This window comes from Arthrobacter alpinus (assembly GCF_900105965.1).
In the GTDB taxonomy this organism is placed as follows: domain Bacteria; phylum Actinomycetota; class Actinomycetes; order Actinomycetales; family Micrococcaceae; genus Specibacter; species Specibacter alpinus.
This window is the reverse complement of record NZ_FNTV01000001.1, coordinates 4,185,844-4,199,604: the sequence shown is the minus strand read 5'-3', so window position 1 is coordinate 4,199,604 and position 13,761 is coordinate 4,185,844. Positions and strand designations below refer to the sequence as shown.

At 60.8% G+C, this 13,761-nt stretch carries 15 protein-coding genes; 4 read left to right on the top strand and 11 right to left on the bottom strand.

The window, feature by feature from the left end:
• Positions 1 to 83 precede the first annotated feature (83 nt).
• From BLV41_RS19215 to BLV41_RS22835, 3 genes are all read left to right on the top strand, one after another.
• Positions 84 to 1,667: a molybdopterin-dependent oxidoreductase gene (locus tag BLV41_RS19215; protein ID WP_074712970.1), complete on the top strand. Its 1,584-nt coding sequence runs from the start codon at positions 84 to 86 to the stop codon at positions 1,665 to 1,667.
• Between the two features lie 61 nt (positions 1,668 to 1,728).
• On the top strand, positions 1,729 to 2,718 hold the full coding sequence (gene dapD, locus BLV41_RS19210; protein ID WP_074712969.1) for a 2,3,4,5-tetrahydropyridine-2,6-dicarboxylate N-succinyltransferase: 990 nt from the start codon (positions 1,729 to 1,731) through the stop codon (positions 2,716 to 2,718).
• Between the two features lie 42 nt (positions 2,719 to 2,760).
• Complete coding sequence (locus BLV41_RS22835; protein ID WP_170835502.1) at positions 2,761 to 3,642, top strand: hypothetical protein; 882 nt, start codon at positions 2,761 to 2,763, stop codon at positions 3,640 to 3,642.
• A gap of 4 nt (positions 3,643 to 3,646) precedes the next feature.
• Here the strand turns inward: BLV41_RS22835 and BLV41_RS19200 are convergent, their stop codons facing one another.
• The 6 genes from BLV41_RS19200 to fdxA all read right to left on the bottom strand — a co-directional run bounded on the left by BLV41_RS19200 (position 3,647) and on the right by fdxA (position 8,313).
• A complete protein-coding gene (locus tag BLV41_RS19200; protein WP_342028211.1) occupies positions 3,647 to 4,204 on the bottom strand; it encodes a hypothetical protein in 558 nt (185 codons plus the stop codon).
• A gap of 145 nt (positions 4,205 to 4,349) precedes the next feature.
• On the bottom strand, positions 4,350 to 4,976 hold the full coding sequence (locus tag BLV41_RS19195) for a TetR/AcrR family transcriptional regulator (RefSeq protein ID WP_074712968.1): 627 nt from the start codon (positions 4,974 to 4,976) through the stop codon (positions 4,350 to 4,352).
• A gap of 67 nt (positions 4,977 to 5,043) precedes the next feature.
• On the bottom strand, positions 5,044 to 5,229 hold the full coding sequence (locus BLV41_RS19190) for a hypothetical protein (RefSeq protein WP_074712967.1): 186 nt from the start codon (positions 5,227 to 5,229) through the stop codon (positions 5,044 to 5,046).
• A gap of 103 nt (positions 5,230 to 5,332) precedes the next feature.
• Positions 5,333 to 6,616: a citrate synthase gene (locus tag BLV41_RS19185; protein ID WP_044572547.1), complete on the bottom strand. Its 1,284-nt coding sequence runs from the start codon at positions 6,614 to 6,616 to the stop codon at positions 5,333 to 5,335.
• Between the two features lie 214 nt (positions 6,617 to 6,830).
• Positions 6,831 to 7,979 (bottom strand): succinyldiaminopimelate transaminase, encoded by a 1,149-nt coding sequence (dapC, locus tag BLV41_RS19180; protein ID WP_074712966.1) that lies wholly within the window; start codon positions 7,977 to 7,979, stop codon positions 6,831 to 6,833.
• Positions 7,980 to 7,989: 10 nt separating this feature from the next.
• Complete coding sequence (fdxA, locus tag BLV41_RS19175) at positions 7,990 to 8,313, bottom strand: ferredoxin (RefSeq protein WP_044572552.1); 324 nt, start codon at positions 8,311 to 8,313, stop codon at positions 7,990 to 7,992.
• 111 nt (positions 8,314 to 8,424) lie between these two features.
• On the opposite strand from fdxA, the gene BLV41_RS19170 reads away from it, so the two are divergent.
• A complete protein-coding gene (locus BLV41_RS19170; protein WP_239437131.1) occupies positions 8,425 to 8,655 on the top strand; it encodes a putative acetyltransferase in 231 nt (76 codons plus the stop codon).
• Positions 8,656 to 8,674: 19 nt separating this feature from the next.
• Here BLV41_RS19170 and BLV41_RS19165 read toward each other — a convergent pair whose 3' ends face one another.
• The 5 genes from BLV41_RS19165 to BLV41_RS19145 all read right to left on the bottom strand — a co-directional run bounded on the left by BLV41_RS19165 (position 8,675) and on the right by BLV41_RS19145 (position 13,758).
• A complete protein-coding gene (locus BLV41_RS19165; protein ID WP_074712965.1) occupies positions 8,675 to 9,058 on the bottom strand; it encodes a hypothetical protein in 384 nt (127 codons plus the stop codon).
• 23 nt (positions 9,059 to 9,081) lie between these two features.
• Complete coding sequence (locus BLV41_RS19160; protein ID WP_074712964.1) at positions 9,082 to 9,939, bottom strand: PIG-L family deacetylase; 858 nt, start codon at positions 9,937 to 9,939, stop codon at positions 9,082 to 9,084.
• 159 nt (positions 9,940 to 10,098) lie between these two features.
• Positions 10,099 to 11,820, bottom strand: a complete 1,722-nt coding sequence (locus tag BLV41_RS19155; RefSeq protein WP_044572560.1) for an ABC transporter ATP-binding protein — start codon at positions 11,818 to 11,820, stop codon at positions 10,099 to 10,101.
• 5 nt (positions 11,821 to 11,825) lie between these two features.
• Positions 11,826 to 12,839: an ABC transporter permease gene (locus BLV41_RS19150; RefSeq protein ID WP_083360875.1), complete on the bottom strand. Its 1,014-nt coding sequence runs from the start codon at positions 12,837 to 12,839 to the stop codon at positions 11,826 to 11,828.
• Complete coding sequence (locus tag BLV41_RS19145) at positions 12,832 to 13,758, bottom strand: ABC transporter permease (protein ID WP_044572562.1); 927 nt, start codon at positions 13,756 to 13,758, stop codon at positions 12,832 to 12,834. The genes BLV41_RS19150 and BLV41_RS19145 overlap by 8 nt, the downstream gene beginning before the upstream one ends.
• Positions 13,759 to 13,761: the final 3 nt, after the last annotated feature.

Below are 13,761 nucleotides of genomic sequence, written 5' to 3'. Positions count from 1 at the left end.
GAGGGTGTTTGGCTCCGAAGTACCAACACGTACTTCTACCGGCTGCCAAGCGGTAGCCAATAAAGAGTTCAAAGGAGCCTCCCATGGGCAAGCGAAGCACGGCGTTTAAAAAACAGGACTGGCGCACATTCGGCATCGGGGCTCTAGCCGGGCTGATCTCGGCTGGTGTGCTGTTCGCCATCGCCGAACTGGTTGCCGCATTCTTTGGACCTGTGGCGTCCCCGCTGACATCCGTGGGTTCAACCTTCATCGACTTCACACCAGCGTGGATGAAGAACTTTGCCATTGCCACCTTCGGCACCAATGACAAGATGGTGCTCCTGCTGTCCATGGGGATCGTGGCGGCCCTGCTATCGGCAGTCGCCGGAGTCGTGGCCCTAAAGTCCCTCCGCATAGCTTTGGGAATGGTCTCAGCCTTTGCCATTGTCATGGCGGCCTGCATCATTACCCGTTCAGGCGCCGGCCCCTTTGACCTTCTACCCCTTCTGATTGGAACAGCCGCCGGATTGTGGGCGCTGCGTCTATTGATCCGGAGTTTCCTGGGCCAGCCAGCTGCCAAAAGCAATGGCGAACCCGCACCCTCACAAGGTGTGACCCCTAGTCGGCGCACGTTCCTGATCAGGTCTGCAGCATTGGCGGGCGTTGCCGTTGTTGCCGGTTTTGGAGGCAGCGTCCTTTCCGCCACACGCAACACGGCCAGGGCGTTCCGTGACGCCCTGAAGCTCCCAGCCCCCAAAATCAAGGCAGAGGCCCTTCCTGCCGGTGTACAAGCCCCTGTGGAAGGCGTCACGCCGTTCGTCACACCGAACAAGGACTTTTACCGCATTGATACGGCCCTGATTGTTCCTGAGCTGGATCCTGAGTCCTGGGAATTGCGGGTCCATGGAATGGTGGAAGAAGAATTCAGCATCACCTTTGATCAGCTCCTGAAATCGGAGCTTATTGAGTCTCATGTAACCCTGACCTGTGTTTCAAATGTTGTGGGCGGAAATCTGGCCGGCAACGCCAAATGGCTGGGCTTTCCGTTGAGAGAGGTACTGGCTCGCGCCAAGCCCAAGGCTGGTGCCGACATGGTTCTGTCCACAAGCAGTGACGGCTTCAGCGCTTCCACTCCCCTTCCCGTCCTGCAGGACGACAGGGATGCCATGCTGGCGATCGGCATGAACGGCGAGCCACTGCCCTTGGAACACGGCTTCCCCGTCCGCATGGTGGTTCCAGGGCTCTATGGTTTTGTCTCGGCCACCAAGTGGGTTGTTGATCTGGAGGTCACCACCTTTGCCGAAAAGGCCGGATATTGGACCTCCCGCGGGTGGTCCTCCCATGGGCCCATCAAGACCGCTTCACGGGTTGAGGTACCCCGCGCTTTCGGACGAATTCCGGCAGGAAAAGTATCCATTGGCGGCAGTGCCTGGGCCCAAACCAAGGGCATCTCGAAAGTGGAGATCCAGCTCGACGACGGCGCTTGGCAGCAGGCTACGCTCGCGGACGAGGCCTCCGTGGACACGTGGCGCCAGTGGTCGTACATCTGGAACGATGCCCCGGCCGGCACGCACAAGGTCCGGGTGCGCGCCTATGACACTGCTGGGGAACTGCAAATTGAGGATCAGGCGCCGCCGGAGCCGGATGGTTCCACCGGATGGCACTCCATCAACTTCACTGTCACCTAAACAACGTCCAGCGCTGGTGGCAGATGTTGGGGAGCCGCGGCTGCCTCGATAGACTGGGGCCATGACTGAATCTGCGCCGTTGACCGACCGTTCCGCCCATGGCTTTGGCCTTGCCACCATCACAGATTCCGGCACCGTGCTGGATGTCTGGTTCCCTGCCCCCGCATTGGGCGTCGCCGCTGACGCCTTGGGCAACGCCCCTGAGGCCAGCCCCGAGCTGACCGCCTTGGCCGAATCCGGCGCCGATGCAGCACGCGGCGTTCACCAGAGCGTTGTCTTTGCACAGATCAACCTCGATGCCGAGCCCGCCGACGCCGTCGACGCCTACCTTCGCCTGCACCTGCTATCGACCCGCCTGGTGGCCCCGAACAGCATCAACTTGGACGGCGTCTTCGGCAAACTCAGCAATGTGGTGTGGACCAACTTTGGCCCGGCCGCCGTCGAAGGTTTTGAACTCACCCGGGCCAAGCTCCGCAGCCGCGGCCCGGTCACCGTCTACTCCGTGGACAAGTTCCCTCGCATGGTTGACTACGTCATCCCCTCGGGCGTGCGTGTTGCCGACGCCGACCGTGTCCGCCTCGGCGCGCACCTGGCCGAAGGCACCACCGTCATGCATGAAGGTTTCGTGAACTTCAACGCCGGAACTCTGGGCACCTCCATGGTTGAGGGCCGCATTTCTGCCGGTGTAGTGGTTGGCAACGGCACCGATGTTGGTGGCGGCGCTTCCATCATGGGCACCCTGTCCGGTGGTGGCACCCAGCGCATCACCCTGGGTGAGCGTGTGTTGCTCGGCGCGAACTCCGGCGTGGGCATCAGCATCGGCGACGACTCCGTGGTCGAGGCCGGCCTTTACGTGACAGCCGGTACCCGGGTTCGCGTTCTGGGACCCAAGAACGACGACGGGGAAGACACCACCGTGATCGTCAAGGCCAGCGAACTCTCCGGCGTTGCCAACTTGCTGTTCCGCCGCAACTCCACCACGGGTGAGGTTGAAGTCCTCCCTCGTTTGGGCACCACGGTGGCCCTGAATGAAAGCCTGCATGCTAACTAAGTTCTTGGCAGCGTTTGACCTCCAGTTTGAGGGCGGCCGGCCGTGAAAGGCCGCGCCGCCCTTGGCTGGCTCGTCATTTTGGTGGCAGCCACAGCTGCCCTCGTCGGCGGCGGCATCTGGGTTCTGAACACCGTGAAGGCAACCTTTGCCCCGGGATTGGCGCTGGGTTGTACAGCCACCGTTGCGGACGCCAAGTATTCACTGGCACTTGACCAGGCTCAAAATGCCGCGCTCATTTCCACAATCGCGATTCAACGTGGAATGCCAGCGCGGGCCGCCACGATTGCGCTGGCCACCGGCATGCAGGAGTCCAAGCTACGGAACATTGATTATGGCGACCTGGACTCGGTGGGGATCTTCCAACAGCGCCCGTCCCAGGACTGGGGCACGGTGGAAGAAATCATGGATCCTGTGTATTCCACCAACGCTTTTTTTGATGTCCTTGCGGACGTGCCGAACTATGTTGACCTTCCCATTAACGATGCCGCCCAGATTGTCCAGCGTTCGGGCTTCCCGCACGCCTATGCACAGCATGAAAAACTGTCCCGTGCGTTTGCCTCGGCGTTGACAGGGCAATCCCCGCACGCCTTGAACTGCACCCTTGAACCGGCCGCAACTGCCAGCACCCCGGATCTGGTGATCGCGGCCGCGCAGACGGCCGTTGGCCACCTGACGGCCAGCACGTCTGAAGGCGAAGCCGGAACCACCCTCCAGTTCGAGGTCAACGAGGCCTTTGGCTGGATGCTGGCGCACTGGGCGCTGGCCAACGCCAACCAGTTTGGCATTGTAGGAATCGGCCATGACGGCAAGGCGTGGGACAGGAACGCCAATGCTGACGGCCACAACGTTGGTTGGCAGCCAAGCGGTGCAACGACCGCAACTCAGGTGACGATCTTGTTGCCCGCGGCAGCTGCCACCGGTTGATTTTCTAGACCAGCAATTCAACTACGGGCTGGACAAAACTGCGGAAGACCTCTTGGTCAGCCAGCAGGTGCGAGCTCATGATGAGTTGGTCTGGTTCTATGAACCAGGCACGTTGTTCGGCCAAGGGAATCTCCACGATGGTCAGCGTGAAGTCTCGGGCGCTGCGTCCTAATTCCATCTCACGGTTTTGCACCAGATCTGCCAAGATCTTGTGCCCTCCCAGCGTCTCGCGCTCGGCAGCCATGATGGAATAGAGCTGCGTTTGTTCCCGGGACCAGCTCAGGGCCGCACCGTAGTGTGCGTGAGCCACGCGTTGAAGCGCCGGCATTCCGGCCAATTCTGGAAATTCAGGCGGTGTGAGATTCTCTTGAGCGTCGGGGAGGTTATGGAGCAAGCGGCCCCACCAGACTTCCCACTGATCGCGCAAGGCGTCTGTCCCGCCAACGCCGTGGATCAACATGGAATGATCTGCCGCCCTGATCGACGGCGCCACGTTCGACAGTGCCGGGGTGCCGGCGCCGACGAGCCCGGCCACATCCCGCAAGTACAGTGCCATCAACATGGGCGCGCACGTGTCCATGGTAATCCGCCAGCCTGGGCCACCGGTGTGATGCATAGTTACCGCCTCCAGCCTGCTGCGCTGTGAGTGCAGCAATCCCTGCATACAAGATTACTCCGAAGCTGGACCTCCGGCACGCTACTCCGAATTAGACGGAGGCCAGGAGGGATTCTAGATGTCGGCGGAGGGTGGCCTGGCCTTGTTCGGCTCCGGCCCACGCGGGCTGAAGGACCATGCGCAGGCTCAACCCGTCCAACAAGCCAATGAGCCGCTCGGCCTCATCCACAGGGACCAGGGAATCGGCCGCTAGCGGGCTTTCCATGAGCTGCAGCAGCACACGGCCCACAACGGCACCTGTGGCGCGGTAGTCGTCTTGCGCGGCCTCCATGAGGCCTGTGTTGGTCCGGGCATCGAGCATGAATTCCATGTGCACCACGGCGTCAGCCCGGCGAGCCTCATCCAGCGGCAGCAGCTCCTCCAGCACCACTGCACACTTCTCCAGCAGTCTGCTGCGGTCCGTGGGCAACGGGTCCTGCTCCAACGCTTCCAAGGAATCCAGCGCCCGCAGGTGGATCCGCTCGGAATTGACCCTGAAGGCAAACTCCATGAGTTCAGCCTGATTGTCGAAATAGTGCCGCACCGAGCCCAAGGCCAGGCCTGCTTCCTTGGCCACATTACGTAGCGAGGCTTGTGTCAGCCCGCTGTCCGCAATGACTTGGTAAACGGCATTTGCAACCAGCTCGCGGCGGTCGTCAGCATCAACAATTTTAGGCACACATCTTTTTTAGCACACTTGTTTCATGATTCTTCAATCATGGAGCTTCAGGCACAAACGTGGCAGCCTACTGACCCGCGGCGCGGTTCTTCTTCTTGTCCAGGTACATCAACACCAGCAGTGCCAGCATGATGACCAGGGCACCGATGAAGAACGGCAGGAAAACGCTCTTGCCAACCAGCACCATGATGCCCAACACCACAACAACAATCGGGAAGGCCATGGAGAAGGTGTGCAGCAGCAATGTCGACATTTTCATATTTTTTTACTTTCATCCGAGATTACGCAAAAGAAAAGCGGCGGGTGACTCTCCCAAGGGAAAGTCTCCCGCCGCCGTCGTGCTTTAGAAATACTAGCTACCGCGAGGGGTACATGCGCTCCGGTTCGCCTGTGTACAGCTGGCGGGGACGGCCGATCTTGGTGGCCGGGTCCTTCATCATTTCGCGCCACTGGGCAATCCAGCCCGGCAGGCGGCCAATGGCGAACAGAACCGTGAACATCTTTTCGGGGAAGCCCATGGCCTTGTAGATCAGGCCGGTGTAGAAGTCCACGTTCGGGTAGAGGCGGCGGGAGATGAAGTACTCATCCGTCAGCGCGACTTCTTCCAGACGCATGGCAATGTCCAGGAGCTCGTCGTTGCCGCCGAGCTTCTGCAGGATCTCGTGAGCCGTTGCCTTAACAATGGTGGCGCGCGGGTCGTAATTCTTGTAGACGCGGTGCCCGAAGCCCATGAGCTTCACGCCGTCTTCCTTGTTCTTGACGCGCTCGACGAACTTCTCGACGGGCTCGCCGCTTTCCTGGATCTGGCGGAGCATGTTCAGCACGGCCTCGTTGGCGCCACCGTGCAGCGGGCCGAAGAGTGCGTTGATGCCGGCAGAGACCGAGGCGAACAGGTTGGCGTTGGCGCTACCTACCAGGCGGACCGTTGAGGTGGAGCAGTTCTGCTCGTGGTCAGCGTGCAGGATCAGCAGCAGGTCAAGAGCCTTGACTACTACCGGGTCCAGTTCGTAAGGCTCGGCGGGCAGGCCGAAGCTCAGGCGCAGGTAGTTCTCCACCAGGTTCATGGAGTTGTCCGGGTAGAGCATGGGCTGGCCGATGGACTTCTTGTACGCGTAAGCGGCGATGACGGGCATCTTGGCCATGAGGCGGATGGTGGCCATCTCAACCTGCTCGTCATCAAACGGGTCCAGCGAGTCCTGGTAGAACGTTGACAGCGCAGAAACGGCCGAGGACAGCACCGGCATGGGGTGCGCGTCGCGCGGGAAGCCGCCGAAGAAACCCTTGAGGTCTTCGTGCAGCATGGTGTGGCGGCGAATGCGCTGGTCGAAAGCTTCCAGTTCTGCCGGGGTGGGCAGGTTGCCGTAGATCAAAAGGAAAGAAACTTCCAGGAAGCTGGAGTGCTCGGCCAGTTCTTCGATGGGGTATCCGCGGTAGCGCAGGATGCCCTTGTCACCGTCGATGTAGGTGATGGCGGAGGACGTCGCTGCCGTGTTCACAAAGCCGGGGTCATAAGTGACAGCGCCAGTGGTGGCCAGAAGCTTGGAAACGTCGAAGCCGGCGTTGCCCTCTACTGCTTCTAGTCGCGGAAGTTCAAGTTCTCCGCCGTCGTAGCGCAGTGAAGCGCTCGTGGAGTCAGTCATGGAGTCCCCTTCATGAGGTAGCCTGCGAAAGGCTTTGGTTGGTTCAATGCTGTTCTTCTTATCCGCGGGCGCCCGCGCCCGTTGAGGAAAAACCACAAGAAAAAATCAGCACATAAAGCGTCCGGTAGCCGAGACGGCTACCTACGAAACTACCGCGAAGTAGGCCTTCAACACTAATCCTGAGGGTATAAAGTGTGTGAATTCCACCAAAACGTTAGGATTTTGCGCCGAGTCGTTCCACCGCGGCACCGATGCGTTCGTCCGTGCCGGTGAGTGCAACACGGATGAATCCCGCCCCTGCGTCACCGTAGAACGTGCCCGGCCCGGCAACGATTCCCAACTCTGCAAGGCGTCCAATGGTGGTCCAGGTGTCCTCACCGGCGGTGCACCAGAGGTACAGTCCGGCCTCGGAGTGGTGGATGGTCAGCCCGAACGATTCCAGCGCAGTGACCAGTTGCTCACGACGCGCCCGGTACAAGGCCTTCTGGGCGCTTACGTGGGCGTCGTCCCCCAACGCCACTCGCATGGCTTCCTGAACCGGATAGGGCACAATCATGCCCGCGTGCTTTCGGCTGTTGACCAGGTTCGCCACAATTGCGCTGTCGCCGGCAACAAACGCAGCGCGGTAGCCGGCCACGTTGGACTGCTTGCTCAGGGAATAGATGGCCAACAGGTTCTCATGGGAGTCGCCGCAGACACGCGGATCAAGCACGCTGGGAACGGCCTCGCCGCCATTTTCGGGGTCCCACTGGCCCCAGCCCAGCTCGCCGTAGCATTCATCGGAAGCGACGACGGCGCCAATCTCCCGAGCCGCCACCACCAAAGCAGCCAGCTCGTCAACGCCACGGACAATTCCCGTGGGGTTGCCCGGCGAGTTGACCCAGATCAGGCGCACCTTGGCGCGTGTTTCGGCGTCGAGCTCGTCCAGGGAATCCGCCGCCACAGAGGTGGCACCGGCGAATACCGCACCCATGTCATAGGTGGGGTAGGCGACAGTGGGCCGCATAATGACATCGCCGGCACCAAGGCCAAGCAGGAGCGGCAGCCAGGCAACCAGCTCCTTTGACCCAACCGTTGGCATCACATCTGTCGGCGACAGCCCGGGCACGTTGCGGCGCCGTGCAAACCAGTCCACAACCGCCTGGCGCAGGGCCAGCGTGCCGTGGGTGGTGGGATAACCGGGAGCGTCAGCCGCGGCAACCAGGGCATCCTGGATCAACCTTGGCGTGGGGTCCACGGGTGTGCCGATGGAAAGGTTCACCAACCCGTCAGGGTGCGCGGCGGCGATTGCGTGATACGGCGCCAACGCGTCCCACGGGTAATCGGGAAGCTGCAAGCCAAAGGTGCGCGGAACTGAAGTCATGGTGCGCGGATCAGTCCTGGTTCTGCGGCGGAAGGGCCGCGACGAACGGGTGGTCGGTGTGGGTGTTGCCAACCTTGGCAGCACCACCCGGCGAGCCGAGAACGTCAAAGAACTCCACGTTGGCCTTGTAGTATTCGGCCCACTCGTCCGGGGTGTCATCCTCGTAGTAGATGGCCTCCACAGGGCATACGGGCTCACAGGCACCGCAGTCAACGCATTCGTCGGGGTGGATGTAGAGCGAGCGTTCACCCTCGTAGATACAGTCAACAGGGCACTCCTCAACACATGCCTTGTCCTTGACATCCACGCACGGCTGCGCAATTACGTACGTCACGAACCCCAACCTTCCTTCAAAAGTCTCATTCCGGCACGAATCGTCACCGGCGCTCCCATTATCCCCCACCGCCGCCACGCTATGCACGTTGGCGAGACTTAGTATGAAGAAGTGAATAGTGCACTTGACCGACTCGCCGAACTTCCCTTGGGCACCCGAATGGTTGTCCGCTACCGGATTGACGGCGGATTGACCGACGCCCTGGGCGATCTCACGGACCGCGACAGTCTTGGCTGCACCATCACCACGCGCTCCGGTCCGGTCACCATAAGGTTCGACGACGTCCAGCTGGCAAAGCCTGTTCCCCCGCCTCCAGTGCGGCGCGAGCGGGCAGCACCATAGCCTGCAGCGCGTTGGCCAGCTAATTGCGCGCGCGCAGAACAGCCCAGGCCAGCCACGCCACGAGCGGCGTAACGAAGGCGATTCCATAGAGCCAAACCCTGCCCTGGGTGTTATCGAAAATCATGCCAAAAGAGCCCAATTGCATGGACAACAGTCCGGCCGTGGCATAGGCTGCCGCTCCGCACCACACCACAATCCAGGAACTTTTACTCCACAGACCCACAAACATGCTCACCGCAGCGAGCAGGAGCAGCGCCAGGGCTGAGCCGTAGGGAACGGCACTGTTGGCGCCATCCGGGAACCAAGCGTGCCCGTGCAGCGCGGTCCCCAAGAGGCCCGCACCAACCCCTGCGCCCATCGCCGCGGCCAGCACTGCCCACCGTTTCGGTGTGGGAAATGCCATACGGGTTTTCCGTTCGGGTGCAGTCATGGCGTTCCGTAAACAGCATCGAGATCAAGGGCAACAAACTCTTCTACGGCCGAGATGTCCTTCCAGACATCATCTGAGAGTGCATACCGGGCACCATCGACGGTGATTTGAGTCCGGTGGGCTTGCATGGCGGCTGTCTTGGCGGCCAGGTCCCCCTCGATGGCCAGCCGCGGCATTCCAGCCTCGAGTGGGCGTTCCGGCCGGTCGCTGACGATCGAGTAAAGGTACGGCACACGCCAAGCGTCCATGGCTGGGGGTTCGGCCGCCTGGCGCAGAGCGGCCATGGTGAGCCGATGGGTCCACACGTGATCGGGGTGGCCGTAGCCGCCGTCGGCAGCGTACGTAACTACCACGGTGGGGCGCAATGCGCGGATGGCTGCGGCCAACAGGGCGGCGGTTTCCGGCAGCCCGGCCCGGGAGAAGGAGCCGGGCAGAATTGTTGAGGCAGCCATGGCGCGGCCATCGGGTCCCCACTGCATCCCCGAATCGCGGAAGACAACGGGGCCGCCAGACGGTGCCGTCAGATCCTGGCCCAGCCAGATGTGCCTGTCCACGCCCAATTCGCTCAGGGCAGCGGCCAATTCACGTTCGCGTTCAAACGCCAGCCCTGCTCCCAGTGCCGCTCCATCGTTGGCAGCAACGTCTGCAGTTTTCACCTCTAGGTGGGCTAGTTCGGCAGGGATAACCTCACCCAACTCGCCGCGCGTACACGTCACGAGAACAACGTTGGCTCCAGCCGACGCCGAGGCCGCCATCGTGGCGCCGGTGACGATGGTTTCATCATCCGGGTGGGCGTGCACGAAGAGCATCGTGTCCCCAGGAGCGGTGCCGGGCAGCAAAGCAGGTGTTTCCATGCCTCCAATCTACCCGCAGCGAAGCGCAGAGCCCCAGCCGCCTCCGCAGCACTCCGGTTAACCCCTTACGGGCACAATCGCAAAAAGCTGGCGCATCCGGAAGAAAGTTTCTTTCGGATGCGCCAGCTTTGGTAGTGCTAGTGCCGCTGCGGAATTGCCTTAGGCCAGGAGCGTGGCGCCCGGGATGGCGTTGAGCAGGTCCTGGGTGTAGGCCTGCGTGGGGTTCGCGAAAATCTCATCGGTGGTGCCCGACTCGACAACACGGCCCTTCTGCATGACGCACACGGTGTCCGCAATTTGGCGAACCACGGCCAGGTCATGCGTGATGAACAAGTACGTCAGGCCCAGGTCTTCCTGAAGTTCAGCCAGCAGGTTCAGAACCTGAGCCTGAACCAGGACGTCCAGAGCCGAGACGGCCTCATCACAAATGATCAGGTCCGGGTTCAGTGCCAGTGCCCGCGCAATGGCGATGCGCTGACGCTGGCCACCGGAGAGCTCGTTCGGGTAGCGATGCATGGTGGCTGCAGGCATGGAAACCTGGTCCAACAACTCGCGCACCTTCTTCTCGCGGGATTTGGCATCACCAATCTTGTGGATCTTCAACGGCTCTTCAATGGTGCGGAAGATGTTGAACATCGGATCCAGGGAACCATAGGGATCCTGGAAGATCGGCTGCACGCGGCGGCGGAAATCGAACAGTGCACGGCCCTTGAGGGTGGTGACGTCCACGCCGTCGAACGTGATGTTGCCTTCGGTTGGCGCCAACAGGCTCAACGCCATCTGCGCCACCGTGGACTTGCCGGAACCGGACTCGCCCACAACCGCGGTTGTGGTGCCGCGGGGAACGTTCAAGGACACGTTATCCACTGCCTTGAAGGCATTGGCTTTGCCCAATGCTCCGCGGATCTTGAAGACCTTTGTCAGGTTCTTGATTTCCAAGATGTTATCGCCAGCGTCGGCTGCCACAGGTTTCGGCACCAAAACCTGTGCCGGTTCAGTGACAACCGTTGCCGCCTCCTTGGACTTGGCGGACTGCAAGCGACGAGAAGCCAACGACGGCGCCGAGTTTACAAGACGCTGCGTGTACGGGTGCTGGGGGTTGCGCAGGATCTCCAGTGCGGGACCCGATTCAACCACCTGCCCCTTGTACATAACAACAACCTTTTCGGCACGCTCGGCTGCGAGGCCAAGATCGTGCGTAATGAGCAGCACCGCGGTGCCCAGCTCGGTCGTCATGGTGTCCAAGTGGTCCAGAATCTGGCGCTGGACGGTGACATCCAGTGCAGACGTGGGCTCATCGGCAATCAGCAGGCGGGGACGGCATGCCAAACCAATGGCGATCAACGCACGCTGGCGCATACCGCCGGAGAACTCGTGGGGGTACTGCTTGGCACGGGCTGCCGCATCGGGCAAACCTGCTTCCGCCAGCACCTCCGCAACGCGCTCCTTGGAGTTCGAACCGGCCAGGCCATTTGCCTTGAGTGTTTCCTGGACCTGGAAACCGATCTTCCAGACCGGGTTCAGGTTGGACATGGGGTCCTGTGGAACCATGCCGATTGAGTTGCCGCGCAACTCAATGATGCGCTTTTCGCCGGCGTGGGTGATGTCCTCGCCGTCGAAAATGATCTGTCCGCCGCTGACCCGTCCGTTGGACGGAAGCAGGCCAATCGCTGACAGTGCGGTGGTGGATTTACCGGAACCGGATTCGCCCACAATGGCAACCGTTTCACCGGGCATGATGGTCAGGTGCGCATTGCGCACCGCGTTGACCGGCCCGTTGGCGGTGTCAAAGGTGATTGCCAGATCTCGGATTTCCAACAACGGAACATTGGCATCCCTTGCGGCGGCATTCATGGAGGTGTTTCTTTCATTAAATGACATGGCCGTTACCGCTTCCTTGCTTTGGGATCCAGCGCATCACGGAGTGCATCACCGAGCATGATGAAGCTCAAGACGGTGATGGACAGCGCCACAGCGGGCCAGAGCAATACGGCCGGGTTGTTGCGAACCTGCGGCTGAGCTGCAGAGATGTCATTGCCCCAGGACATAACGGACTGAGGCAGGCCCAAGCCCAGGAAGGACAAGGTCGCCTCGGCCACGATGAACGTACCCAAGGAAATGCTCGCAACAACAATAACCGGAGCCATGGAGTTGGGAATGACGTGCTTTACCAAAGCGCGGAACGAGGACAAGCCCAATGCCTTGGAGGCCGTGACGTAGTCGGCGTTGCGGTTTTCAATCACGGCACCACGGGTGATGCGGGCGATCTGCGGCCAGCCAAAGGCAATGAGTGTCACGATAACCGTCCAAACGCTGCGGTTGTCGCGGAATGCCGGCAGCTGCATGATGATGATGGCACCGAGGATCAGCGGCAGAGCGAAGAAGATATCGCCCAAGCGGGCCAGGATCGCATCGAGCCAGCCACCGTAGTATCCAGCGAGTGCACCCATGATGCCACCGATGACAACAACGCCAATGGTGGTGAAGATACCCACCATCAAGGATGCGCGAGTTCCGTAGATCATGCGTGCGTAAACGTCACAGCCCTGCAGCGTGAAGCCCAGCGGGTGACCGGAACGTGCTCCCTCGCCTGAGTTGTCGAGAGTGCAGCTGGTGGGCGCAACGCTGGAGAACAGCTGGGGGAAGACTGCCACAACAACAACAAGGACAATCAAGAGAGCCGAGATGATGAACAACGGCTGCTTGCGCAGGTTCTTCCAAGCATCAGCCCAAAGGCTCAACGGTGCGGCTGTTACATCGACCTTGTCGACCGCAGCCAGCGGTGTTTCTTCCAGGGGTGCCACATAGTGCTCGATAACACGCGTGGAGACTTTTCCCTGACGGGCAGCCGGGGTCGCCGGCTTGGTCAGGTCATTTTTGGGTGTGAGGTTCTCAGACATAACGAATCCTTGGGTCGAGCCACGCGTACAACAAGTCAACGACGAGGTTGGCTACCACGAACACAATGACCAAGATGCTGACGACGGCAACAACGGTTGCACTCTCGCCCTTCAAAATAGCCTTGTACAGCAGGTTGCCCACGCCGGGAACGTTGAAAATTCCCTCGGTGACAATAGCGCCACCCATCAGGGCACCCAGGTCGGCGCCGAGGAAGGTGATCACGGGGATCAGTGAGTTGCGCAAAATATGCACGACAACTACGCGGCGCCGACTCAGGCCTTTAGCCGTTGCGGTGCGCACATAATCGGCGTTCATGTTCTCGGCGATGGAGGTACGGGTGAGTCGAATAACGTAGGCCAGCGACACCAAACCAAGAACAATGGCGGGCAGTAGAAGTTCGTTCCACGGCGCACCACCGCTGACGGTGGGGCGAGCCCAACCGAGCTTAACGCCAACGACCAGCTGCAGCACGAAGCCTAGAACGAAGGTGGGGACGGCGATGACAACCAAAGACGCAACCAAAACGGTGCTGTCGAAGAGCTTGCCCTTGCGCAGGCCGGCAATAACTCCGAAGAACACGCCAAAGATCGCTTCAATGGCCAGGGCCATGATGGCCAGGCGGGCCGTTACAGGGTAGGCCCGGGCAATAACTGCCGAGACTTCCTGGCCTGAGAAGGTTTGGCCGAGGTTCAAGGTGACCAAGTTTTTAAGGTACAAACCGTACTGGACCCAAAAAGGTTGGTCCAGGTTGTACTGGGCCCTGAGCGCGGCTTCGACGGCGGGGGCCATCGGCTTGCCGCCCGACAAGGCGGAAATGGGGTCTCCAGGGGTGGCGAAGACCAAAAAGTAAACCAACAGCGTGGCCCCGAAGAATACGGGTATCAGCTGCAGGAAGCGGCGGAAAGCGAACATCACCATTGT

What these genes read in the sequence shown, in the direction of transcription:
- BLV41_RS19215 (WP_074712970.1), top strand. Translation starts at nt 84, where the DNA reads ATGGGCAAGCGAAGCACGGCGTTTAAAAAACAGGACTGGCGCACATTC.
- dapD (WP_074712969.1), top strand. Translation starts at nt 1,729, where the DNA reads ATGACTGAATCTGCGCCGTTGACCGACCGTTCCGCCCATGGCTTTGGC.
- BLV41_RS19200 (WP_342028211.1), bottom strand. Translation starts at nt 4,204, where the DNA reads ATGTTGATGGCACTGTACTTGCGGGATGTGGCCGGGCTCGTCGGCGCC.
- BLV41_RS19190 (WP_074712967.1), bottom strand. Translation starts at nt 5,229, where the DNA reads ATGTCGACATTGCTGCTGCACACCTTCTCCATGGCCTTCCCGATTGTT.
- BLV41_RS19185 (WP_044572547.1), bottom strand. Translation starts at nt 6,616, where the DNA reads ATGACTGACTCCACGAGCGCTTCACTGCGCTACGACGGCGGAGAACTT.
- dapC (WP_074712966.1), bottom strand. Translation starts at nt 7,979, where the DNA reads ATGACTTCAGTTCCGCGCACCTTTGGCTTGCAGCTTCCCGATTACCCG.
- BLV41_RS19165 (WP_074712965.1), bottom strand. Translation starts at nt 9,058, where the DNA reads ATGGCATTTCCCACACCGAAACGGTGGGCAGTGCTGGCCGCGGCGATG.
- BLV41_RS19160 (WP_074712964.1), bottom strand. Translation starts at nt 9,939, where the DNA reads ATGGAAACACCTGCTTTGCTGCCCGGCACCGCTCCTGGGGACACGATG.
- BLV41_RS19155 (WP_044572560.1), bottom strand. Translation starts at nt 11,820, where the DNA reads ATGTCATTTAATGAAAGAAACACCTCCATGAATGCCGCCGCAAGGGAT.
- BLV41_RS19150 (WP_083360875.1), bottom strand. Translation starts at nt 12,839, where the DNA reads ATGTCTGAGAACCTCACACCCAAAAATGACCTGACCAAGCCGGCGACC.
- BLV41_RS19145 (WP_044572562.1), bottom strand. Translation starts at nt 13,758, where the DNA reads ATGGTGATGTTCGCTTTCCGCCGCTTCCTGCAGCTGATACCCGTATTC.